The 22,683-nt window shown below is 42.6% G+C and carries 26 protein-coding genes; 19 read left to right on the top strand and 7 right to left on the bottom strand.

The genetic code is table 11. From position 1 onward, the window contains the following. The 16 genes from VNZ46_RS26200 to VNZ46_RS26125 all read left to right on the top strand — a co-directional run. The coding region (locus VNZ46_RS26200) for an NAD(P)H-dependent oxidoreductase subunit E (RefSeq protein ID WP_325564128.1) at window positions 1–157 on the top strand (157 nt) is incomplete at its 5' end. Further along, the gene (nuoF, locus tag VNZ46_RS26195; RefSeq protein WP_325564126.1) at window positions 157–1,521 is read left to right on the top strand and encodes an NADH-quinone oxidoreductase subunit NuoF; all 1,365 of its coding nucleotides are present in this window, start codon (window positions 157–159) and stop codon (window positions 1,519–1,521) included. The genes VNZ46_RS26200 and nuoF, both read left to right, overlap by 1 nt. 15 nt (window positions 1,522–1,536) lie before the next feature. Continuing rightward, a complete protein-coding gene (locus VNZ46_RS26190) occupies window positions 1,537–2,541 on the top strand; it encodes a 2Fe-2S iron-sulfur cluster-binding protein (protein ID WP_108549711.1) in 1,005 nt (334 codons plus the stop codon). After that, window positions 2,541–3,578, top strand: coding sequence for an NADH-quinone oxidoreductase subunit NuoH (gene nuoH / locus VNZ46_RS26185; RefSeq protein WP_325564123.1), 1,038 nt, complete (start codon window positions 2,541–2,543; stop codon window positions 3,576–3,578). Before VNZ46_RS26190 ends, nuoH begins: the two co-directional genes overlap by 1 nt. A gap of 34 nt (window positions 3,579–3,612) precedes the next feature. Beyond that, window positions 3,613–4,113 carry a NuoI/complex I 23 kDa subunit family protein gene (locus VNZ46_RS26180; RefSeq protein ID WP_108549713.1) on the top strand — a complete coding sequence of 167 codons (501 nt, stop codon included), beginning with the start codon at window positions 3,613–3,615 and terminating at the stop codon, window positions 4,111–4,113. 50 nt (window positions 4,114–4,163) lie between these two features. Beyond that, window positions 4,164–4,661, top strand: coding sequence for an NADH-quinone oxidoreductase subunit J (locus VNZ46_RS26175; RefSeq protein ID WP_108549714.1), 498 nt, complete (start codon window positions 4,164–4,166; stop codon window positions 4,659–4,661). Beyond that, entirely contained in the window at window positions 4,661–4,990 is a 330-nt protein-coding gene (gene nuoK / locus VNZ46_RS26170) for an NADH-quinone oxidoreductase subunit NuoK (RefSeq protein WP_108549715.1), read from the top strand. Before VNZ46_RS26175 ends, nuoK begins: the two co-directional genes overlap by 1 nt. Before the next feature lie 22 nt (window positions 4,991–5,012). Beyond that, window positions 5,013–6,905, top strand: a complete 1,893-nt coding sequence (nuoL, locus tag VNZ46_RS26165) for an NADH-quinone oxidoreductase subunit L (protein ID WP_325564119.1) — start codon at window positions 5,013–5,015, stop codon at window positions 6,903–6,905. A gap of 21 nt (window positions 6,906–6,926) precedes the next feature. Further along, on the top strand, window positions 6,927–8,393 hold the full coding sequence (locus VNZ46_RS26160) for an NADH-quinone oxidoreductase subunit M (protein WP_325564117.1): 1,467 nt from the start codon (window positions 6,927–6,929) through the stop codon (window positions 8,391–8,393). A 4-nt stretch (window positions 8,394–8,397) separates the two neighbouring features. Continuing rightward, window positions 8,398–9,771 (top strand): NADH-quinone oxidoreductase subunit N, encoded by a 1,374-nt coding sequence (locus VNZ46_RS26155; RefSeq protein ID WP_325564115.1) that lies wholly within the window; start codon window positions 8,398–8,400, stop codon window positions 9,769–9,771. Between the two features lie 46 nt (window positions 9,772–9,817). Then, on the top strand, window positions 9,818–10,477 hold the full coding sequence (locus VNZ46_RS26150) for a DedA family protein (protein WP_199075051.1): 660 nt from the start codon (window positions 9,818–9,820) through the stop codon (window positions 10,475–10,477). Window positions 10,478–10,483: 6 nt separating this feature from the next. Further along, window positions 10,484–11,035 carry an inorganic diphosphatase gene (locus tag VNZ46_RS26145; protein ID WP_133779290.1) on the top strand — a complete coding sequence of 184 codons (552 nt, stop codon included), beginning with the start codon at window positions 10,484–10,486 and terminating at the stop codon, window positions 11,033–11,035. Next, window positions 11,036–12,361: a hemolysin family protein gene (locus VNZ46_RS26140; protein WP_108549721.1), complete on the top strand. Its 1,326-nt coding sequence runs from the start codon at window positions 11,036–11,038 to the stop codon at window positions 12,359–12,361. It abuts the gene before it with no gap. 11 nt (window positions 12,362–12,372) lie between these two features. Beyond that, window positions 12,373–13,077: a 16S rRNA (uracil(1498)-N(3))-methyltransferase gene (locus tag VNZ46_RS26135; protein WP_325564109.1), complete on the top strand. Its 705-nt coding sequence runs from the start codon at window positions 12,373–12,375 to the stop codon at window positions 13,075–13,077. Next, on the top strand, window positions 13,074–13,733 hold the full coding sequence (locus VNZ46_RS26130; protein ID WP_325564107.1) for a DUF4159 domain-containing protein: 660 nt from the start codon (window positions 13,074–13,076) through the stop codon (window positions 13,731–13,733). Before VNZ46_RS26135 ends, VNZ46_RS26130 begins: the two co-directional genes overlap by 4 nt. Window positions 13,734–13,735: 2 nt before the next feature. Continuing rightward, on the top strand, window positions 13,736–14,236 hold the full coding sequence (locus tag VNZ46_RS26125; RefSeq protein WP_325564105.1) for an acetyl-CoA carboxylase biotin carboxyl carrier protein subunit: 501 nt from the start codon (window positions 13,736–13,738) through the stop codon (window positions 14,234–14,236). A gap of 82 nt (window positions 14,237–14,318) precedes the next feature. On the opposite strand, the gene VNZ46_RS26120 is transcribed toward VNZ46_RS26125, so the two are convergent. After that, entirely contained in the window at window positions 14,319–15,962 is a 1,644-nt protein-coding gene (locus tag VNZ46_RS26120; RefSeq protein WP_325564103.1) for an SUMF1/EgtB/PvdO family nonheme iron enzyme, read from the bottom strand. A gap of 317 nt (window positions 15,963–16,279) precedes the next feature. Between VNZ46_RS26120 and porV the strand changes: the two genes are divergently transcribed. Genes porV through VNZ46_RS26105 form a run of 3 tightly spaced genes read left to right on the top strand, consistent with a single transcriptional unit; the run spans window position 16,280 to window position 18,262 of the window. Then, window positions 16,280–17,461, top strand: a complete 1,182-nt coding sequence (porV, locus tag VNZ46_RS26115; RefSeq protein WP_325564101.1) for a type IX secretion system outer membrane channel protein PorV — start codon at window positions 16,280–16,282, stop codon at window positions 17,459–17,461. 16 nt (window positions 17,462–17,477) lie between these two features. Next, on the top strand, window positions 17,478–17,957 hold the full coding sequence (gene ispF, locus VNZ46_RS26110) for a 2-C-methyl-D-erythritol 2,4-cyclodiphosphate synthase (RefSeq protein WP_325564099.1): 480 nt from the start codon (window positions 17,478–17,480) through the stop codon (window positions 17,955–17,957). A 56-nt stretch (window positions 17,958–18,013) separates the two neighbouring features. Further along, window positions 18,014–18,262 carry a hypothetical protein gene (locus VNZ46_RS26105; protein WP_325564097.1) on the top strand — a complete coding sequence of 83 codons (249 nt, stop codon included), beginning with the start codon at window positions 18,014–18,016 and terminating at the stop codon, window positions 18,260–18,262. Between the two features lie 55 nt (window positions 18,263–18,317). Here VNZ46_RS26105 and VNZ46_RS26100 read toward each other — a convergent pair whose 3' ends face one another. From VNZ46_RS26100 to VNZ46_RS26075, 6 genes are all read right to left on the bottom strand, one after another. Beyond that, entirely contained in the window at window positions 18,318–19,193 is an 876-nt protein-coding gene (locus tag VNZ46_RS26100) for a pirin family protein (RefSeq protein WP_325564095.1), read from the bottom strand. 33 nt (window positions 19,194–19,226) lie between these two features. Then, a complete protein-coding gene (locus VNZ46_RS26095; protein ID WP_325564093.1) occupies window positions 19,227–19,757 on the bottom strand; it encodes a YceI family protein in 531 nt (176 codons plus the stop codon). A gap of 87 nt (window positions 19,758–19,844) precedes the next feature. Continuing rightward, the gene (locus VNZ46_RS26090) at window positions 19,845–20,432 is read right to left on the bottom strand and encodes a Crp/Fnr family transcriptional regulator (protein ID WP_199075064.1); all 588 of its coding nucleotides are present in this window, start codon (window positions 20,430–20,432) and stop codon (window positions 19,845–19,847) included. An 18-nt stretch (window positions 20,433–20,450) separates the two neighbouring features. Next, entirely contained in the window at window positions 20,451–20,609 is a 159-nt protein-coding gene (locus tag VNZ46_RS26085; RefSeq protein ID WP_325564090.1) for a FeoB-associated Cys-rich membrane protein, read from the bottom strand. Window positions 20,610–20,659: 50 nt separating this feature from the next. Continuing rightward, window positions 20,660–21,853 carry a hypothetical protein gene (locus VNZ46_RS26080; RefSeq protein WP_325564088.1) on the bottom strand — a complete coding sequence of 398 codons (1,194 nt, stop codon included), beginning with the start codon at window positions 21,851–21,853 and terminating at the stop codon, window positions 20,660–20,662. Continuing rightward, complete coding sequence (locus tag VNZ46_RS26075) at window positions 21,837–22,682, bottom strand: type 1 glutamine amidotransferase (RefSeq protein WP_325564086.1); 846 nt, start codon at window positions 22,680–22,682, stop codon at window positions 21,837–21,839. The genes VNZ46_RS26080 and VNZ46_RS26075 overlap by 17 nt, the downstream gene beginning before the upstream one ends. Between the last annotated feature and the right edge of the window lies 1 nt (window position 22,683).

The raw sequence follows: 22,683 nt of genomic DNA, 5'->3' as shown, positions 1-22,683 counted from the left end.
AGTAACGCCTGATGGCTTGTTCAGCTGGAGAGGTGTAGAATGTCTGGCCGCATGCGGTTATGGACCTGTCTTACAGATCGGCCCTGAATATACATTCTATGAGAACCTGAATGAACAAAAGGTAGACGATTTAATAGAGGACTTACGTAAGAAATAATGGCCCGTAAACTATTATTAGAACATATCAACGTACCCGGCATCAATACTTTTGATGTGTACCGCCAGAAAGGTGGTTACCGCGCTGTGGAAAAAGCTTTGAAAATGACCCCGGACGAGGTTGTGGAAGAAGTAAAGAAATCAGGATTACGCGGTCGTGGTGGTGCAGGATTCCCTACAGGAATGAAATGGAGCTTTCTGGCTAAGCCGGAAGGTGTGCCACGTTACCTGGTTTGTAATGCGGATGAATCTGAACCTGGAACCTTTAAGGACAGGTACCTGATGACCTATATTCCTCATGCTTTGATTGAGGGAATGATCGTATCCAGTTTTGCGCTTGGGGCCAAAACGTCTTACATCTATGTAAGGGGTGAAATGATGCCGCAGATCCGTATTTTGGAAAGAGCGATTGCTGAAGCAAAGAATGCAGGCTTTTTAGGCAAGAATATTTTAGGTTCGGGTTATGACCTGGAACTGTATGTTCAACCTGGGGGCGGTGCTTATATTTGCGGTGAAGAGACGGCTTTATTGGAATCTTTGGAAGGCAAGAGGGGAAACCCGAGGATTAAACCTCCTTTTCCTGCGATTGCCGGATTATATGGCTGCCCTACGGTAGTGAATAACGTTGAATCTATTGCGGCTACTGTTCCGATCATCAACGATGGTGGCGATGAGTACGCTAAAATCGGTATCGGCCGCAGTACCGGAACCAAACTGATTTCTGCTTCAGGTAACCTCGTGAGACCGGGTGTTTATGAAATAGAGCTGGGTTTACCCGTAGAAGAGTTTATTTATTCTGATGAATATTGTGGTGGTATTGCCAATGGAAAGAGACTGAAAGCCACCGTGGCCGGAGGTTCTTCTGTTCCTGTATTGCCGGCTAATTTAACTTTAAAGTTAGCGAATGGTGATCCAAGGCTGATGAGCTATGAATCTTTATCTGAGGGCGGTTTTGCTACAGGGACCATGATGGGATCTGGTGGCTTTATTGCTTTTGATGAGGATCAGTGTATCGTTAGAAATACCTGGAACTTTGCAAGGTTCTATCACCATGAAAGCTGCGGACAATGCTCCCCTTGCCGTGAAGGTACAGGATGGATGGAAAAGGTATTGCACCGCCTGGAATACGGACATGGTAAAATGAGTGATATTGACCTGTTGGTGGATGTATCCAGGAAGATAGAAGGAAATACCATCTGTCCGTTGGGAGATGCAGCAGCATGGCCGGTAGCGAGTGCCATCAGACATTTCAGAGATGAATTTGAATGGCATGTAAAAGAACCGGTTAAATGTCTGGATACAAATTATGGTTTGGCTAATTATGCCAACCCGATTGCGAAAGCAGAAGTGACTACTGAAAATTAAAGAATAGCTGCAACAATGAGTGATAAAGTTAAGGTAACCATAGACGGGATAACTGTTGAAGTAGATCCTGGTACGACGATCCTGAATGCTGCAAGGCAAATTGGGGGGGATATTGTACCTCCGGCAATGTGCTATTATTCCAAGCTGGAAGGCAGCGGAGGTAAATGCCGTACCTGTATTGTTAAGGTAAGCAAGGGCTCTGAAAAAGACCCGAGACCGATGCCTAAACTGGTGGCTTCCTGCCGTACAACGGTAATGGATGGTATGGAAGTGCAGAACATTACTTCTCCGGAGGTTTTGGAAGCCCGCAGCGGGGTTGTAGAGATGTTATTGATCAACCACCCGCTGGATTGCCCGGTATGCGATCAGGCAGGAGAATGCGATTTGCAGAACCTGGGCTATGAGCACGGTTTGCAGAAAACAAGATATGAATTTGAGCGCCGTACTTTTGAGCGCATAGATATTGGCGATAAGATCCAGCTGCACATGAACCGTTGCATTTTATGCTATCGTTGTGTGTTTACTGCAGATCAGATCACCAATAAACGTGTTCATGGTATCTTAAACAGGGGTGATCATTCAGAGATTTCTACCTATATCCAAACGGCTGTAGACAATGATTTCTCCGGAAACGTAATTGATGTTTGCCCTGTAGGTGCATTAACAGATAAAACGTTCAGGTTTAAAAACCGGGTTTGGTTTACTAAACCGATTGATGCACACCGTGACTGCCCGACCTGCAGCGGTAAAGTAACGCTGTGGTATAAGGGAGAAGATGTACTGAGGGTAACTGCCCGTAAGGATGTGTATGGTGAGGTGGAAGAGTTCATCTGCAATACTTGTCGTTTTGATAAGAAAAAGACTGCAGACTGGGTTATTGAACATCCTACGCACATCAGTGATACTTCAGTGATTTCTTCTAATCACTATGAAACCATGAAACCTTTACCTGTAATTCAGGACAATCCTAAATTGCAGCTTGCAAATAAAATAGAACTAGAAAAAACCACTAAATTCTAATGGATATCTCGTTTGTTATAGAAAAATTTATACTGGTGGCGATCATTTTCGGGATCAGCTTACTGATTGCGATGTATTCCACGTATGCTGAAAGAAAAGTGGCGGCATTTTTACAAGACCGTTTAGGTCCAGACAGAGCAGGTCCCTTCGGGATTTTACAGCCGCTTGCGGATGGGGTAAAGATGTTCATGAAAGAAGAGATCGTACCTGCAAATTCGAGTAAATGGTTGTTTATGGTTGGACCTGGTCTGGCCATGCTGACGGCTTGTATCGGTACAGCAGTAATTCCTTGGGGCTCACCGATCACGATAGGTGGCCGTGTCATTCCTTTGCAGGTAACAGACATCAATGTAGGTCTTTTATACATTTTTGGTGTGGTTTCTTTAGGGGTTTACGGTGTAATGATCGGAGGCTGGGCATCCAACAATAAATATTCATTATTGTCTGCGATCCGTGCCGCTTCTCAAAACATCAGTTATGAAATTGCCATGGGTTTATCCATTATCGCTTTATTGCTGGTAACGGGTACCATGAGTTTAAAAGAAATTACGGAACAACAGCATGGCTGGCACTGGAATGTGTTGTATCAACCGGTTGGCTTCATTCTGTTTATGGTTTGTGCTTTTGCAGAAACCAACCGTGCACCTTTCGATTTACCGGAATGTGAAACGGAACTGATCGGTGGATACCATACAGAGTATTCTTCCATGAAACTGGGCTTTTACCTGTTTGCAGAGTACATCAATATGTTTGTGTCTTCGGCGGTAATGGCTACGCTTTATTTTGGAGGTTATAACTATCCGGGTATGGACTGGGTACTCGCTCATACAGGATCGGTGATCGGACCATTGATTGGCACTGGGGTATTCTTCATTAAGATCTTTGCATTTATATTCTTCTTTATGTGGGTGCGCTGGACCATTCCGCGTTTCCGTTATGATCAGTTGATGCATTTGGGCTGGAAGATGTTAATTCCACTGGCTATTGCGAATATTATTGTCACAGGACTTGTGATTGCTTATATAGAAAAGTTTTAACTCCCGCGCAGCGGTAAAAATAAAAGGAGGTTTAATGGAACCATTAACCAGTAAAAAGAAAGTATTAGAACAAAAGCCCTTAACGTTTGCAGAGCGTATGTATCTGCCGGCGATTATGAAGGGGATGTCTATCACCATCAGTCACTTCTTTAAAAAGGAAGCTACGATACGCTATCCTGAGGTAGAAAGAGAATTTTCGACCAACTTCAGGGGAATGCACTCCTTAAAAAGAGACGAAGACGGAAGGGAGCGCTGCACGGCCTGTGGTTTATGTGCATTGTCCTGCCCGGCAGAGGCCATCACTATGATTGCTGCTGAACGCAAACCGGAAGAGAAAGAACTGTACAGAGAGGAAAAATATGCTGCAGTGTATGAAATCAATATGCTGCGTTGTATTTTCTGTGGTTTATGTGAAGAAGCTTGTCCTAAAGAGGCCATTTACTTAGACGGACCTATTGTTCCGGCTGATTACCTGCGTAAGGATTTCATTTACGGAAAAGATAAACTGGTAGAGGCACCATTAGAGAAAAAATAAATAGTTTAATACATTTGTCGCTTTTAAACGGCTTTAAAACAAAATAATAAATGGGTACATCTGTATTCTATGTAGTCGCAGCTTTAAGCATCTTCTTTTCACTGATGGTGATCTTTTCGAAGAACCCGGTGCACAGTGTGCTTTACCTGATCGTTACTTTTTTCACCTTCACGGTTCATTACGTTTTATTAAATGCGCAGTTTCTTGCGGTAGTGAATTTTATCGTGTACATGGGGGCTATTATGGTACTTTTCCTCTTTGTGCTGATGCTATTGAACCTCAATAAGGAAAACGAACCATCCAAATCCAACCTGATCAAGGTGGTGGGGATCATTGCCGGCTGCTGCCTGGTGGTGACGCTGATTGGTTCTTTCAAAGCAACGACACTTTCTAATCCGCTGGTTTTGCAGAACCCGGACCTGGGTCTGGTGAAAAACCTGGGTAAAGAATTATTTGGTCCGTTTATGCTTCCATTTGAATTGTCTTCCATTTTATTGCTGACAGCGATGGTAGGAGCGGTATTGTTAACTAAAAAAGAAAAAGTATAGTGGGAAATCTAACGCAAACATTGCAGGGAGTGCCGCTTAACCATTACATCTGGCTGAGCGCTATTATTTTCACGATTGGTGTTGTTGGGGTATTGACCCGCAGAAATGCCATTGTGATTTTTATGTCGGTGGAGTTGATGCTGAATGCAGTTAATTTACTGCTGACCGCTTTTTCGGTACACAGTAACGATCCCTCAGGACAGGTATTCGTGTTTTTTATTATGGCACTTGCAGCCGCCGAGGTTGCTGTGGGCCTGAGTATTATTGTAATGGTCTACAGGAATACCCAGTCTACTGATGTTAATGTATTGAATCGCCTTAAGTGGTAATTATTAAGAATAGAATTATAAAATGATAGATTTAGTTTGGCTGGTTCCGTTGATTCCTCTTTTAGGCTTTGTAATTAATGGCCTTGGAAGAAATACATTATCTAAAAACCTGATCGGGTTTATTGGAAGCGGAGTGATTTTCATTTCATTTGCCATTAGCGTGGGGATCTTTTTTGCATTGGGTGCTGATGCGAACAAATCGCATGAGATCTTCCTTTTCGACTGGATCAATGCAGGTAGTTTACACATTCCCCTGTCTTTTTTAGTTGATCCTTTAAGCAGTATTATGCTGCTGATCATAACAGGGGTAGGTTTCCTGATCCATGTATATTCTATTGGATATATGCACAGCGATGAGGGTTTTGGTAAGTTTTTCAGCTACCTGAACCTGTTTATCTTCTTCATGTTATTACTGGTCCTTGGATCAAATTATATTGTCATGTTCATTGGCTGGGAGGGCGTAGGTTTATGTTCTTACCTGCTGATCGGCTTCTGGTTCACCAACAGCAGTTACGCTTCGGCAGCCAAAAAGGCTTTCGTGATGAACAGAATCGGTGACCTTGGTTTTTTACTGGCCGTGTTCCTGATCTTTACCACTTTTGGAAGTGTAGAGTTTTCAAAGGTATTTCCTCAGGCAGCGAATTTAATGCCAGGTCATTCTACTGTGGTATTGATTACCCTGTTGCTGTTTATCGGTGCCTGCGGTAAATCTGCACAAATTCCATTGTTTACCTGGTTGCCGGATGCGATGGCAGGCCCAACGCCGGTTTCGGCTTTGATCCACGCAGCGACGATGGTAACGGCAGGTATCTATATGATTGCAAGATCTAATGTGCTGTTCGACCTGGCCCCTGTGATCCAGCATTTGATTGCCATCATCGGTTTGGCTACGGCTGTACTGGGTGCACTGATTGCGATTACACAAACGGATATTAAAAAGGTACTGGCTTATTCTACCGTATCTCAATTGGGCTATATGTTCCTTGGTCTTGGTGTTGGTGCTTATGATGGGGCCTTCTTCCATGTAATTACCCATGCTTTCTTTAAAGCTTTATTATTCCTGTGTGCAGGTTCTGTGATCCATGCAATGCACCATGAACAGGATATGAGACATATGGGTGGTTTACGTAAGAAATTACCGGTTACTTTTATTACGATGCTGATTGGTACTATTGCTATTGCAGGTTTACCGCCTTTTTCTGGTTTCTTTTCTAAAGACGAAATCCTGGCGCATGCTTATCAATACAATAAAGTCGTTTGGGCGATTGGTGTATTTACCGCTTTCCTGACGGCCTTCTATATGTTCAGAATGTTGTATTTAACTTTTTATGGTAAATACCGGGGAACACATCATGCAGAAGAGCATATTCATGAATCGCCTTCGACCATGACATTGCCATTGATTGTGCTGGCGGTTTTATCTGTGATCGGCGGTGCGTTGAACATCCCTGAATCTTTAGGGGGAAATCAATGGCTGGCGCATTGGCTGACACCGGTGATCGCTCATCATGCAGAAGGGCCTGATCATGCTACAGAATATATGCTGATGGGGGTTTCTGTAGTCGGGGTATTGATCTCGATCGCTATAGCTTACAACAAATACAATAAACAAGGTCATGTACCTGTTCCTGATGAAGCAAAGAGATCTGCTTTTGCAAATCTTTCCTACCATAAATTTTATATTGATGAACTTTACGATCTGATCATCAGGAGGCCGCTGGATGCGTTTTCTACGTTCTTCTACAAAATCGTTGACCGTAAGATCATAGACGGAATTGTGAATGGTTTGGGCTGGGGTACTTCGGAAACCAGTAAAGGTTTGCGTTTATTGCAGACTGGAAATGTAGGGTTCTATATTTTCATGATGGTGGCCGGAATCATCTCTTTGTTATTGTATACTTATTTATCTATCTAAAAGATCGTTCAAACAAGCATAATGGAACAACTTTTAATACTTCTTATATTTCTACCTCTGGCTGGTGCTTTAGTGACGGCGTTTGCCGGCAAAGCAGCAAAATATGTAGCTTTAATCTCTGCAATCGTATCTTTGGCTGTTACAGCTGTTGTAGCGGTTAATTTTATTCCGGATGCCAGCACTCAGTTTGTGGTGAACTGCCCGTGGATCCAGGAACTGGGCATTAATTTTCATGCGGGGATTGACGGCATTAGCCTGATCACTGTCCTTTTGACCAATGTTTTGATTCCGATCATTGTCCTGGCCAGTTATCAGCATGATTACAAAAGAGCAAATGCTTTTTATGCCCTGATCTTATTTATGCAGGCTGGTTTATTAGTGGTATTTACCGCTTTAGATGCTTTTCTATTTTATATTGGCTGGGAAGCGGCATTGATTCCTGTGTATTTTATCTGCGCGGTTTGGGGAGGTAAGGACCGTATTAAAGTAAACATGAAATTTTTTGTGTATACCATCGCAGGTTCTTTATTTATGCTTTTGGGTATTATCTATCTGTACTTACAAAACCCGGCGCACAATTTTGATATTCAGGCTTTTTATAAGCTGAACCTGGATGCTACACAACAAGGTTGGATTTTCTGGTCTTTCTTTATAGCTTTTGCGATTAAAATGCCGGTATTTCCATTCCATACCTGGCAACCGGATACTTATACGGAGGCGCCTGCAACGGGAACGATGCTCCTGGCAGGTATTATGCTGAAAATGGGTATTTATGGGGTGATCAGATGGTTATTACCAATCGTTCCTGCAGGTGTTCAGGATTGGGGTACTACAGCTATTATATTATCCATTATTGGTATTGTTTATGCCTCTGTTATTGCTTTTACACAAAAGAATGCAAAAAGGCTGGTGGCCTATTCTTCTATTGCACACGTTGGGCTGATCTCTGCAGGTATCTTTGCTTTGAATACTCAAGGTATGCAAGGGGCGATGATCCAGATGTTGAGCCATGGTATCAATGTGATCGGTCTGTTCTTTGTTCTGGACATCATTTTTAACCGGATGAAGACCAATAAAATTGCAGATCTGGGTGGTATTGCGAGCCAGGCACCGCATTTGGCGATTGCTTTTCTGATCATCGTGTTTGGTACGGTTGCTTTACCTGGAACCAACGGGTTTATCGGGGAGTTCCTGCTGCTGATGGGCGTTTATCAGTTTAATCTGTGGGCAGCGGTATTTGCCGGACTGACCATCATTTTCGGTGCAGTATACATGCTGAGAATGTATCAGGGCATTATGCTGGGTAAAACCAACGAGCTGACCATTGGCTTTACAGACATTAAAGGATCTGAAAAATTAGTATTATATATCATTTGTGCGTTGATCATTGTATTGGGTGTATATCCAAAGCCTGTCCTTCACTTATCTGAAGCGGCTGTACAACAATTAATAGAACAGGTAAATCAAAAATTAACATCGGTAAACTAAGGAAATGAATATCATTATAACAATTGCGGTTACAGCTTTAGTAGTTCTTTATGCAGGTTTGTTTAAAGCTAAAAAAGCGTTATTACCTATTTCCATTATTGGTCTGCTTACCTCACTGGCTTTTGTTGTTACCTCATGGAATACCAATCAGGTGTTTTACGGCATGATGCAAATGGACAATTTTGCGCTTGCTTTTTCTGGCCTGACCATTTTGGGTACCCTTCTGATCTTATTACTGACACAGAACTACTTCTCCAAAGACAGTGAAAATATTGCAGAATATCTGACTTTGATTCTTTTTGCCCTTGCTGGGATTGTGATCATGGTTTCTTATAAAAACATGTCGATGTTGTTCATTGGCCTTGAAATTATGTCGGTGAGTTTATACATCCTGGCGGGTATCCGTAAAAACAATTTTGCTTCCAATGAAGCTTCGCTGAAATATTTCTTAATGGGTGCCTTCTCTACAGGTTTCCTGTTGTTTGGAATTACACTGATCTATGGTGCTACCGGATCTTTCGATTTAGAAGTGATCAATAAATACCTGGTTGGAAATTATACGGCGGTTTCTCCTTTGTTCTATCCGGGCATCATTTTAATGATGATCGGCCTGAGTTTTAAGGTAGGTGCTGCGCCTTTTCATTTCTGGACTCCGGACGTGTATGAAGGATCTCCAAGCCTGGTAACAGCTTTTATGTCTACAGTAGTTAAAACTGCGGGATTTGCAGCCTTTTTGCGCTTGTTCGCCGATACGTTTGCTCCGTTGCATGATTTTTGGTTGCCACCGCTGATGGTCATTGTTTGTTTGACTTTACTGATTGGTAACGTAACGGCACTGTTCCAGAAAAGCTTCAAAAGAATGCTGGCTTATTCAAGTATCTCTCATGCTGGTTATTTATTATTCTCTCTGGTGGCGTTGACTTCAAGATCAGCAGGTGATGTGCTTGTTTATGCTTCTGCTTATACTTTTGCCAGTATTGTGGCTTTTGGCGTATTGATCCTGGTGAAACAAAAGACAGGCAGCGATAACTTTGAAAGCTTTAATGGCCTGGCTAAGAAGAACCCGCTTGCCGCATTGGTCCTGACTGTTGCTATGTTGTCTCTGGCAGGTATTCCTTTAACAGCGGGCTTTATCGGTAAATATGTCATGTTCCTGAATGTGATGAATGATTATAGAATCTTCCTGGTTGCTTTTGCAATTTTAAATGCCTTGGTTGGCTTCTATTATTACTTCAGAGTCATTGTGGCCATGTACTTTAAAGAAGGCAATGAAGTCAGTCTGGATACACCTGTGCAATACAAAGTTGTACTGGTTCTTTCGGTAGCTGTTACTGTCCTTTTGGGCATATTTCCGTCCATAATTTTAAATTTGATATAACGGGCTTCTCTTGATAATTATTTGTAGTTTTACGAATAATTGAACTATGCACGAATTCTGGAATTCATTACAGCACTTCATCGATCCTGAGAAATTACTAAAAGAAGGTGGTTTTTATGTGGTGTTGTTCGTGATTTTTGCAGAAACGGGCTTGTTTTTCGGATTCTTTTTACCCGGAGATTATCTGTTGTTCCTGGCTGGCATGTTCGTTGCTACAGGTAAATTAGACGTTAGTATTTATGTGCTGGTTCTGGGGCTTTTTATAGCTGCAGTGCTGGGTAATTTTACAGGTTACTGGTTTGGGCGAAAAACCGGGCCTGTGTTGTACCATAGAAAAGACACCTTCTTTTTTAAAAAGAAGTATTTAAAGGCAGCGGAAGAATATTACAATAAACAGGGCGCATTTGCATTGATTATGGGTAGATTTGTACCGATTGTTCGAACTTTTGCACCGATTTTTGCTGGTGTGGTTAAACTGGAATTTAAAAGGTTCGCATTTTATAACATAGCCGGTGGATTATTATGGATTTCATCCTTAACTTTACTGGGCTATTTTTTGGGTAAAAGATTTGAAAAAGAGATTAATGCTTATTTATTATATATAATTACTGGATTTATTGTGATCACATCGATCCCCTTGATTTATACCTTTGTTAAAGGGAAGGTGCTGAGCAGCGATAATGATAAAACAACAAACACTGATTAATAAAAAATGACTAAAGACGATCACCATCCGTGGCATAATGTTTCTCCCGGCGCTAAACTGCCTGAATTTGTAAATGCAATTATCGAAATTCCTAAAGGATCCAAAGCAAAGTATGAGATAGATAAAGAATCCAATTTAATTAAATTAGATCGTGTTCTTTTCTCTTCAGTAATGTATCCGGCCAATTATGGCTTTATTCCTCAAACGTATTGCGACGATAATGACCCTTTGGACATCCTGGTTCTTTGTTCTGTAGATGTGTACCCGCTTTCTATTATCGAAGCGAAAGTGATTGGGGTAATGCATATGGTAGACAATGGCGAACAGGATGATAAGATCATTGCAGTAGCTAAAAATGATATGTCTGTAAATTACATCAACGACATTTCAGAGCTTCCTCCGCATACTATGAAAGAAATTGTGCGTTTCTTCCAGGATTATAAGGCGCTGGAGAATAAAAATGTAACTATTGAGGATTTACTGGGTGTAAAATTTGCACACAAAGTGATCCATGAAAGCATAGAGCTTTACGATAAAACATTCAGAAATAATTCTTAAATGGGCTTTCAGATATTTTTAACCTTTTTCCTGGTTGTGTTGAACGGTTTCTTTGTTGCAGCAGAGTTTGCAATTGTAAAGGTCCGTGCTTCACAAATAGAGATTAAAGCTAAATCAGGTAGTAGAGTAGCTAATATTGCCAAATACATTACCCAACATTTGGATGGATACCTGGCTGCAACGCAGCTGGGTATTACACTGGCGTCTCTTGGTTTGGGCTGGGTTGGAGAATCTGTTATGGAGCATCTTTTACACAATCTGTTAACGGTACTGGGGTCTTCTCCGGAGTTTATAGATTCGTTTTCAAAGACTGCTGCGCCTATTATTGCTTTTTGTTTCATCACCGTTATGCACATTGTATTTGGTGAACTTGCCCCAAAATCTGTTGCCATACAAAGGCCGGTTGCAACTACATTATTTGTGTCTTTACCCCTGCAGGTTTTTTATGTGGTGTTCAGGCCATTTATCTGGTTGCTCAATGGCTTTGCCAATATTATCCTGAAGGCATTTGGCATCAATACAGTAGGCGGTCATGAAGCCGTACACAGTACCGAAGAACTGTACTACCTGCTGGACCAGGGAAAGGAAAGTGGTGCTTTGGATACTAATGAACATGAACTGATCCGGAACGTTTTTGATTTTAATGAGCGTGTGGTGAAGAACATCATGGTTCCGAGAACCAAGATTTCAGGTATAGAATTATCTACCCCTAAAGAAGAGGTGATTGAAAAGATCATTGCTGAAGGGTATTCGCGTTTGCCTGTTTATGATGATATTATTGACAAGATCATAGGGATCATTCACGCCAAGGATGTATTGCCTTTACTGGCGAGTCATAAAGACTGGACTTTAAAGGACATTATCCGTAAACCTTATTTCGTTCCTGAAACCAAAAAGATCAATGATCTGCTGAGTGAACTTCAGCAGAAAAGGATCCAGATTGCTATTGTGATTGATGAATTTGGCGGAACTGCAGGTATGGTGACCCTGGAGGATATTGTGGAAGAGATTGTGGGGGAAATCCAGGATGAGTATGATGAGGAAAAACCGAATGTGGAGAAGATCTCCGATACGGAATTTATCATCAATGCCTATGCAACTGTTTACGATGTGAATGAGCATTTGCCGCATGACCTTCCGGAAGATGAAGATTTTGACACCGTTGGAGGTTTGGTTTCTCATGCTTTTGGAAGAATTCCGGAAGTTGGAGACAGCGAGGAATGTTATGGTTATCTGTTTACCATTTTGAAAAAGACGGAGCAGAATATTGAGACCATTAAACTGGAACTGGTGATTGCTAAAGAAGATCAGGTCGATAATCATTAAACCTTCTGCACATGCATGTTTTCTATACGCCGGATATCAATGCTGATCAGTATACTTTAAATGAAGAGGAAAGCAGGCATTGTACAAAAGTATTACGTCTGACACTTGGTGACCACGTTTTTCTGATTGATGGAAAGGGTGGATTTTATGAGGCGGAAATTATCCGGGAAACCAAAAGAAATGTTTCCCTTCATGTACTGAATGTGCAGCAGGAATATCAAAAGAGAAACCATCATCTGCACATTGCTGTAGCACCTACTAAAAATATCGACCGGATAGAGTGGTTTCTGGAAAAGGCTACAGAGATTGGAATTGACGAGATTACGCCAATTATCTGTGAGCGTTCAGAACGTAAAGTGGTTAAAGAGGATCGCTTGTTCAAAGTGATCACCTCTGCCGTTAAACAATCATTGCAGGCCTATCATCCGGTACTTAACGCAGCTGTATCCTTAACTGATTTTGTAAAGCAAAGTCATGCCGGAACTAAAATGGTTGCACATTGCGTGGATGGTGAACCCAGACAATACATCAGCGAGCTGATCCGGCCGCAAGAACAGTATACCATTTTAATTGGCCCCGAGGGAGATTTCAGTCCAAATGAAATTGCCCTGACTTTGGAAAATGGTTTTAAACCTTTAACTTTAGGTAATACCCGGCTCAGAACCGAAACTGCAGCACTTGCAGTCTGTTTTGAGGTGAATTACTTAAATCGATGAACACCAGACAGCTTGTTTTCTTTGCCGGACTGATCTTGCTGCTGAGCAGTTTCAGCCCGCCTACCTATAAAATTGCTAAACTGAAGTATAGTGGTGGAGGTGACTGGTATGGTAACCGTACTGCCTTACCTAACCTGGTGAAATTTTGCAACCAAAACATTTTTACAAATTTTTCAACTGATGAGGCAACGGTTGAGGTTGGAAGTGCTGAAATCTTTGATTATCCGTTCGTGTACCTGACAGGACATGGCAATGTGGTATTCAGTGATGCGGAGGCGGCAAACCTCAGAAAATACCTGGTTGGTGGTGGTTTTCTCCACATCGATGATAATTATGGGCTGGATAAGTTTATCCGCAAGGAAATGAAAAAGGTATTTCCCGAATTGTCTTTCGTGGAACTGCCGGTCAGCCATCCGCTCTACCAGCAGCACTTTAAGTTTCCCAATGGACTTCCAAAGATTCATGAGCATGATGGAAAGCGGGCACAGGGCTTTGCTTTGATCTGGAAGGGCCGGGTGGTGTGTTTTTATACCTATGAATGCGATCTGGGGAATGGATGGGAAGACTATGGGACTTATCCTGGCGATACACAAGAAAAGAGAACAGAGGCGCTTAAAATGGGCGCAAATCTAATACAATATGCTTTAACACAATAATTATGTACAAAGTAAAAGTAAACGATCGGTACAGCTTCGAAATTGAAGCAGAACAAGAGGGCTTGAAAGTGAACGGGGAAATGTTGAATGTAGATAGAGCTGTGTTGACAGGTGGCCATGCCCATATGATTTATAAGGACCGTTCCTATCGTATAGAAATGGTTTCTGAAGACCGGGATGCAAAGCAGCTGGAGGTTAAAGTGAACGGAAGAATGTACGTTGTTAACGTGGAGGACCAGTTTGATCAGTTGCTGAAGCAACTTGGAATGGATAATTTGTCGGCAAACAAGGTGCAGGAGATCAAAGCGCCAATGCCTGGCCTGGTGTTAAATGTCCTGGTTACTGAGGGGCAGGAAGTGAAGAAAGGAGATAGTTTATTGGTGCTGGAGGCTATGAAGATGGAAAATATTATAAAATCCAGTACAGATGGTATAGTGAAAAAGATTGCTGTTAAACACGGGGAAAAGGTGGATAAGAATGCAGTATTGCTGCAGTTTTCGTAATACCGCTCCGTGGGAATAAACATGAAAAAGCCCTCTTTTGTCTGGAGGGCTTTTTCTATATAAGTCAGGAAGCTTGTTCTATTTAGAACTTGTTTGAACTGAATTTCTTTTGAGGTTTTACTTTGAATTCGCGTTTCCCTGCGGTACTGATTTCTGAAGCACCCAGCATAGTCATTGCACATCGGAAACCGATATCTGCAGAGGATTCATCCTGTTGTAGGAACCGTCTTGCTGCCGGATTTAACCAGATGGCCTGGTCATTCCAGGAGCCTCCTTTATACACTCTTGATTTATTGTTGACCAGTGTAGTTTCTCCGTAAAGGCCGTTTTCGCGGTCCCTGTAGCCTCTTTGATCTGCATAGGTGTTAGAAGGGGCTGCAGCAGCAGGTTTTGCTTTAGCTGCCGTATCTGTAACTGCAGGAGCAGTAACCGGGGCACTTCCCGCAGGGATTCCTGCCTGACGCTCTGCCCAGGTTTGCTTTTTAGCATTTACTGCAGGCAACAGAATCGGTTTTCCGTATTTATCTTTGGCAATTTTTCCTGTGATGGGATCCATTGTCTTTTTATCCTGGTAGAAGTTTCCGCGGTAAGGGTTCAGCGGGTCCACGGCTTCAAATGTGGTTGGACGATAAACGTCGGCAACCCATTCATTTACGTTTCCTGCCATGTTATACAGCCCAAAATCGTTTGGCGTGTAAGATCTTACCGGAGCTGTAATTCCTCCCTTATCGTTTAACGCTCCACCTACACCCATATAATCGCCCTTTGTGCGTTTAAAATTGGCCAGGATCATACCTCTTGTCTTTTTCTTTGCAGAACTCAGACCAAGGCCGTTCCATGGATAGATTTTATTGGTGTTGATATTTTCGTATTGGGTATTTCCAATCAGACCCAAGGCAGCATATTCCCATTCGGCCTCTGTAGGTAGGCGGTAAGGTTGTTTTAGAATACCATCTTCGAGCCTTACAGTACGGGTTGGTGCATTCCTGGTGTTGTTGGTGGTTTGGGTGGCTGAAGGACTCAGGTCTTTCATTGCTTTTTTCCCTTTGTCATCAATCTGGCCATTCAGGTACATGTCTGTATTAAAGGGCTCTGTTGGTTTTGGAGAGGAGGCGATAGCAGCACCTTTTCCACCACCGTTTAAATCTTTAAAGGAAGTCATATAACCGCGGTCGCGAAGCAGAAGTTCATTGACCCGATCTGTTCTCCAGGCGCAATAACGATTGGCCTGCTCCCAGGTTACACCAACTACAGGATAGTCCTGATAGGCCGGATGTCTCAGGTAATTGTCTACATAAGGCTCATTATAGGAAAGCGGTCTGCGCCAAACCAGGGTGTCCGGAATTTCATCATAATAGTATTCATGGTCATTCGGGTAAGTTCTTCTGATCCAGTCCAGATACTCGAGCCAGTTGGTGTTGGAGACTTCTGTCTCGTCCATATAGAAGGAAGAAACTGTAGTTTCTCTTTTCTGGTTGTAATTTCCGAGTTCCTGACCGGGTGCTTCTATAGCGCTGCCGCTCATCACGAAAACACCACCCTCAATTTCTACGAGCCCGGGGCCCGGACCTCTTTTAAACTTATTGTTAACTTGAAATCCCCCGTACTCCTTTTTATTGTAAGCCATTCCTGTTTTATCGGAAGTGCCGTTTTTTTTGGAGGAACATGAAGTAAACAAGATTATGATCGTTAAGAAACTAAATGAATATAGGGGGATTCTTTTCATCTATTGTTTTATTTTGTTTTTTGTCAGATGAAGCCTTTGATGATTAAAATAACTATTGCCCTGTGCACGGAATCATTCTTTTAATCCTCTTGGGTTCATCGGAACCGAGTGTTTTTTTCTTGCAGGTGCTGGTAAATCGCACCCACTTGATAAAATTACATAAAAAAAGGTTTATGCGCCAAAATATTTATTATAAAGGCTGTTTAAGCTTATAAAACCACAGATCCGGGCGGAGATGAATTAAAACAGTCTTAAACCTGAATAATAATTTGAAAATCGGAAACGCAGTGCTAACTTGCGTAACAGAATTATAACATATGGGTTTTAAGTGTTTTCTGATCGCAGGTATTGGCTTGTTGGGATTGCTTATTCTTTCCGGCGATTTGAAGGCTCAGGGACTTCCGTCAGGTGCACAGAGCAATGGAAGTGGGGGAAGTAATATCATAACTGCAGTCCCGTTCCTGCTGATTTCCCCCGATGCGAGAGCTGGAGGTATGGGAGAGGCAGGGGTTGCGGTACTTCCGGACGCGAATGCGATGAGCAATAACCCATCTAAGCTTGCTTTTCTGGATCAACGTTATGGCTTGTCCCTGTCTTATAGCCCATGGTTGAGAAACCTGGTTTCGGATATTAACCTGGGTTATTTAAGTGGTTTTTATAAAATTGACGACCGGAATATAGTAGGGGGCTCTTTGCGGTATTTCTCCTATGGGAAAATACAGCTTACAGATGCCAATAAGCAGGATCTGGGGACCTACAGTCCCAATGAATTTGCCATAGACGGTACCTTTTCAAGACGTTTTGGCGACTCCTTTTCTTTAGGAACTTCTTTAAGGTATATCCGTTCAGCTTTGTCTACCGGACAGTTTAGCGCCGGGCAGCAGGTAAAGGCAGGACAGTCGGTTGCTGTGGATGTTTCTGCTTATTTTAAAAAGCAAACCTATTTCCTTGGCGCTGATGCCATCCTGGCTGCCGGTGCCAATATCTCTAATATTGGGACAAAGATGAGCTATACAGATGCGGGTAATGCCTATTTTTTGCCAACCAATCTTAGAATTGGGGGGGCGTCTACCTTTTTGCTGGATGATATGAACCAGTTTACCCTGGCTATTGATTTTAACAAGCTGTTGGTCCCTACGCAGCCGCAGTATGATGGAAATGGCCATATCATTAAGGGAAGGGATCCAAATGTTTCGGTTCCTGCCGGGATTTTTGGTTCTTTTGGGGATGCACCTGGTGGGTTTAGTGAAGAACTTAAAGAAATTAATATAGCCGCGGGTCTTGAATACTTGTATGCAGGTAAATTCGCATTGCGCGGGGGATATTTTTATGAAAGTCCGGATAAGGGAAACCGTCGTTACCTTACCCTTGGGACTGGTTTTAAATATGATGTTTTAAATATAGATTTCGCTTATCTGGTGGCTTCTCCTCAAAAAAGTCCGATGGCGAATACACTCCGGTTCACCCTGCTGTTCAATTTTGGAGGCGGCAGCAAATAATTTATAGAGAATACATATGAAGATTAAAGTAGGATTTGGATTTGATGTGCACCAGTTAAAGGATCAGCATCCATTTGTAGTAGGGGGTGTTCATTTGGAACACCATAAAGGTGCTTTTGGCCATTCTGATGCAGATGTATTGTTACATGCTATTTGTGATGCCTTGCTAGGGGCTGCAAATTTAAGAGATATCGGCTTTCATTTTAAGAATACAGATCCAAGATGGAAGGGAATCAGCAGTGTGATCCTGTTGCAGGAAACCGCCAGAATGTTGCAGGAAAAGGGCTGGTCTATTGGAAACATAGATGCGATGCTTTGCCTGGAAGCGCCTAAGATCAACCCGCATATTCCTGCAATGCAGAAAAATATTGCGGAGGCCATTGGCCTTTCTGAAGAAGATATTTCTATTAAGGCCACTACAAATGAGCAAATGGGTTTTATTGGTAGGGAAGAGGGGGTTGTGGCTTATGCGGTTTGTCTGATCGAGAAAAATTAAGCGCTCCCAGCAAACAATTGCAAGAGGTAAGGGTTTTTAGTTGAAATCCTTTTGTTATGAGAAATTTAAAGAAATATAGCTTTTTAGTTGCTTTGCCGGTGCTGCTCGCCGTTGGCTGTATTGGCGATAAGGGAAGTGAGAACAGAACAGATACTTTAAAGGTAGATACTTCAAAACATTCTGATCCAAATGCGGGATCAACTGGTACGGGTATTAATGAAGCACCAGCAGTGAATACCGGAAGAGGGACCATTATGAAAGATACGGTAAAAACAGATAGTACGGCAAAAAGCAAAAAGCCATAAAAAAGGCTTTAACCACTATCTGGTTAAAGCCTTTTTTATCAATTTTCCTGGAAAACTAGTCTTCCAGGAAACCAAATTTCCCCTGGTTGTAATCGCTGATCGCCTGTTGTATTTCTTCGGGCGTATTCATTAAGAACGGACCATAGGCAGTAACAGGTTCATCAATAGGTTCCCCGCTTAGAATCAGCACTACGCTAGGTTCTAAAGCTTCTATTTCAATTTCCTCGCCCTCAGGGCCGAAGTGAATGAACTGATTGGCCAGGGCAGTCTCTGTTTGATTGATCCTGATCTTTCCTTCAATAACCACAAAACCTGTGTTGTACGCTGCAGGAAAGTCAAAGGAGGCTTTTGCTCCAGTATTCAGCCTGGCATTATATACGTGAACTGGAGTAAAGGTACTGGCGGAACCTTTTATACCTTGATAGTTGCCTGCAATGACTTCAATTTGTCCGCTATGGTCTGGTAGATTGACCCGGTTGATTTCATCATGTTTCAGGGCCTGATATTTGGGCCTGGTCATTTTGTATTGCGACGGCAGGTTTACCCAGAGCTGGACCATTTGAAAAGGACCTCCGCTTTTGCTATAGGTTTCTTCATGGTATTCTTTATGCAGAATTCCGCTTGCAGCGGTCATCCATTGCACATCTCCCGGGTAAATAACACCGCTGTTTCCGGCGCTGTCATGATGCGCTACGGCACCATGATAAGCGATGGTCACCGTTTCAAACCCTCTGTGGGGATGCACTCCGACCCCTCTTGGTTCATTTCGTGCTGAAAAATCAATTTTCGCATTGTAATCGAGCAGGTAGAACGGGCTCATATTTATTTTATAGCCTCCAGGGAAAAAATTGTGGACCCTGAAACCGTCGCCCACCATATGAGGTGCCGGCGCATTTAAAACGGCAGCAACCGACTTTATTGTTGTTTTCATTTGTTTCCTTTCTGTTGAAAAAGGATGTTGCAATTAGGCTTGTTTTACAAATTGCAATTCACCCAGTATGCGGACTTCTTCACTCACCATTACACCACCTGTTTCCAGAGCTGCATTCCAGTTTAGTCCAAAGTCGGTTCTTTTTATCTTGCCGCTCAGTGTAAAACCGGCTTTGGTATTTCCCCAGGGATCTGTTGCAATACCACCAAATTCAACGGTCAGTTGAACGGGTTTGGTAATGCCTTTAATCGTTAGATTTCCTTTTAATGCATAGTCATCTCCGTCTTCAGACAATACACCAGAGTCGAACGTTAGTAAAGGGAACTGGTCTGCATCAAAGAAGTCAGGACTTTTCAAATGGTTGTCTCGATCTGTGTTACCGGTGTCTACCGAGGAAAGTTTCGCTTCGAAAGAAACTTTTGCATGATTGAAATCGTCACCTTCAGAAACGAGTTCGGAAGTGAATTCGTTTAATTTTCCGGTCACCGTAGTGATCATTAAATGTTTTACCTTGAATTCCAGTTCGCTGTGGGTTGGGTCTAAAGACCATTTAGTTGTTGCCATAATATTTTAATTATTAGATTGATTAATAATACAGCACAAAATTACAGCCAAGTCATCAGCTCCGCATTGATCTAGGATAAGAAATGCTTATGGGTGGAAATGTTTGTGTGCAAGGTCTTTACGTACCCGGCTTAACGATTCAGGTGTGATGCCCAAATAAGAGGCAATCATCCATTGGGGAACCCTTAAAGTGAGATTGGGATAGAGCTTTATAAAGTCAAGGTACCGCTCTTCTGCCGTGGCGCTTAAGAGCATATTGATGCGTTTCTGCATAAAACGAATGGCATTATTCAGCATAGTACTGTTGAGCGGATTCATACAGGGCACAATTTCTGCCGCCTCATTGATGAAGTCTTTTGGCATCAGGATGGCCTGAGTGGACTCAATGGCATCTATAAAGAAATCAGATGGTTCATTGAAATGGCCGTTGCGTTCAGAAAGCCACCATTGTTCAGGTGCAAACTGGATGATGTGGGTTTTTCCTTTGGCATCGATGGAGTAACTGCGCAGCAATCCGCTAAGCACGAAAAAGCCTTGTGTCGAAAAATCACCTTTCATCAGGATCATTTCATTTTTACTGAAAGTTTTTACCTTCAGTTTATGTGAAATAAGATCAAATTGTTCATCAGTTATCGCTACTTTCTTTTGCAGATATTCCTTGAAAGGTTCAAGCATAGGGGATATAGATAAAGTCTATTTTTTTTCTGGTCCGATATTGGAAAAATCTACACCACACTTGCAGTTGGATCCGCAGCCACCTTTTTTGGGACTGATAGATTTGTACACCATGCGGCCAACGTAGAACAGTGCGCCTGCAAAAAGAATGATCACTAATATGGTCTGAATATCCATAACACAAAAATAAAAAAGAATTGAAGCGATGCCGTCTTTCAAATGTAAATTTACTTCTCCATTAATCCAACAGTTCCACCCACCCAGTCAAAATCTTTATTATAACGTACGCCGATCATTTTTCCCCGGCTCAGCCTTGCCAGATTAATGCAAAGCTGTGGTTCGCCGTTTTCAGGCCACAGATACATAAGGCGGATTTCTGCTTTTACCCCGCCATCCAGGGCCTGCACTACAGGTTCGTACTGCACTTTTCGTTGCAGGATCCAGTTATGCGGATCTTTTACATTTTTAATGTCCTGAAGTTTTACATCAATGATTACACCCAGGCCGGCAAAAGAAAACAGCGGTTTCAGCACATAGTTCTCCAGGTCTGACGGAAGGGGATCGATTTGGTTCAGGAACCGGGTTTCGGGTACAAAATCACTTTTCAGGAAAGGCATGGTATACTTGCTGATCCTGTAAAACCAATTGGGGTGGGTGATCCATTCAATATCCAGGGTTGTCCTGGGGTCAAAACTCTGCTCAAACAAATGCGTTTTGTTTTCTATCTCATCAAAGATTAAGCGGTTATAAATGCGTTTTAAACGGATTTTCTTTCCGTTTTCTTCATAGAATAACTGATTGCCTTCTCTGAAAATATCGGTGAGGCTGAGTATTTTCAGTCCGGTATATTTCTGGGTGAGGTAAAAGTCGATCGCGGTTTTTTGATCAGGCGCATCAATGTCCATGAGGGCAACTTCGTGTGGCTCATGTGCTCCGATCAGGACTTCTTTTAGCAGATTGACGTATTGCTCCTTGTTCAGCTGGTTGAAGAACGGGCTGAACGAAGCCATTTCATCCAGTTCATAGCTGTCGATGTATCGTTCGGCCAGGTGTGCCTGAAAACCATAGAGTGATGGAAACCCCTGCATCTCTATCAGTTTGGGGATCAGTTCCCCATTTTGATCTTTACATATCCCAAAATCAAAAGTTAAAAAATGTGGATGTTTTTCTTCTCCCGGGACTTTCCATTGATCCGGAATGGATTTGCTGGTCAGCTCCTTAAAATCCGGCTGACGGATCAGGTTAATGATCTCTTCGCCGGCGGAAATAAGTTTCTCCTTCAGTTCGGGGGGGATAAATATAGGTGTTTCTGCAACCCTGAAGGAAATTGGAAGAAGATCCTTTGTTAGGTTTTGGAGGAACAAGCTATATTTCTGATGCGTAAAATTGCTGTTGAATTGTTTTCTATACTTGCTGATCATGTTCCTTCTCCTGTAATAGTTGAATGGCTTCGTTTAAAAAATTGGGCAAAATAATCCGCTGGGTAAGGCTAATACGTTCCGGATCGTCCAGGCTGTTGAGCATATCCAGGTATTTTTCTTCTCCATGGTTCTCTGTAATTGCGGCTTTTTTTTCATCCTGCAGTAAGTACATTTTCATGCCAACCGGGTCGGCTTCCGGATGGAATTGCGTGCCCACAAATTCTCTGGAAAAACGGATGGACATAATGCAGCGTTCCAGGTCTACATGTGGTCTTTCTTTTTCAATGGCGAGTATTTCTGCTCCGGTGTTGCTGAATTTGTCTTCATCCGGGGAGATCACCTGCCAGTCGCGGCTGTCTACTGAATAGAAAGGATTCGGCAGGCCCTGGTAGATCAGGTCCTTTTCACCTTCGCTGGTGAGGGTAATGGGGAAGATGCCGAAGGCGTTTGACTTGCGTCGGGTGACCTTGCCCAGACCGTACTTTCTGCAAGCCAACTGGAAAGAATGGCAGATAAAAAAGAAGGATTTTTTTCGTTCGTTTTCCTTGTTGAACTCCTCTACCTGGTCCAGCAGATGGAAGAAATGTGTCTCCCATGCCAGACCTTCTCCTTCATATGGACTTCCGGGGCCACCGGAGGAGATATAAATATCATAGTCTATACCTGGGATTTCCTCTTTTTGTCTCAGGTCAAAGACTTCGAAAGAAAGAGGTGTGCCAGTTTGCATTTTATATTGATGCAGGATCTCTTTAATTCCCCTCATGCCCTGATTCGGAGCGCCGTTATTCATATCGATAACGGCCACTTTGATCGCTCTTTTGCTGCTCATG

Origin of the sequence: Pedobacter sp. (assembly GCF_035566355.1) — a bacterium.
Lineage (GTDB): Bacteria > Bacteroidota > Bacteroidia > Sphingobacteriales > Sphingobacteriaceae > Pedobacter.
This window is presented reverse-complemented; position numbering and strand designations above follow the sequence as displayed.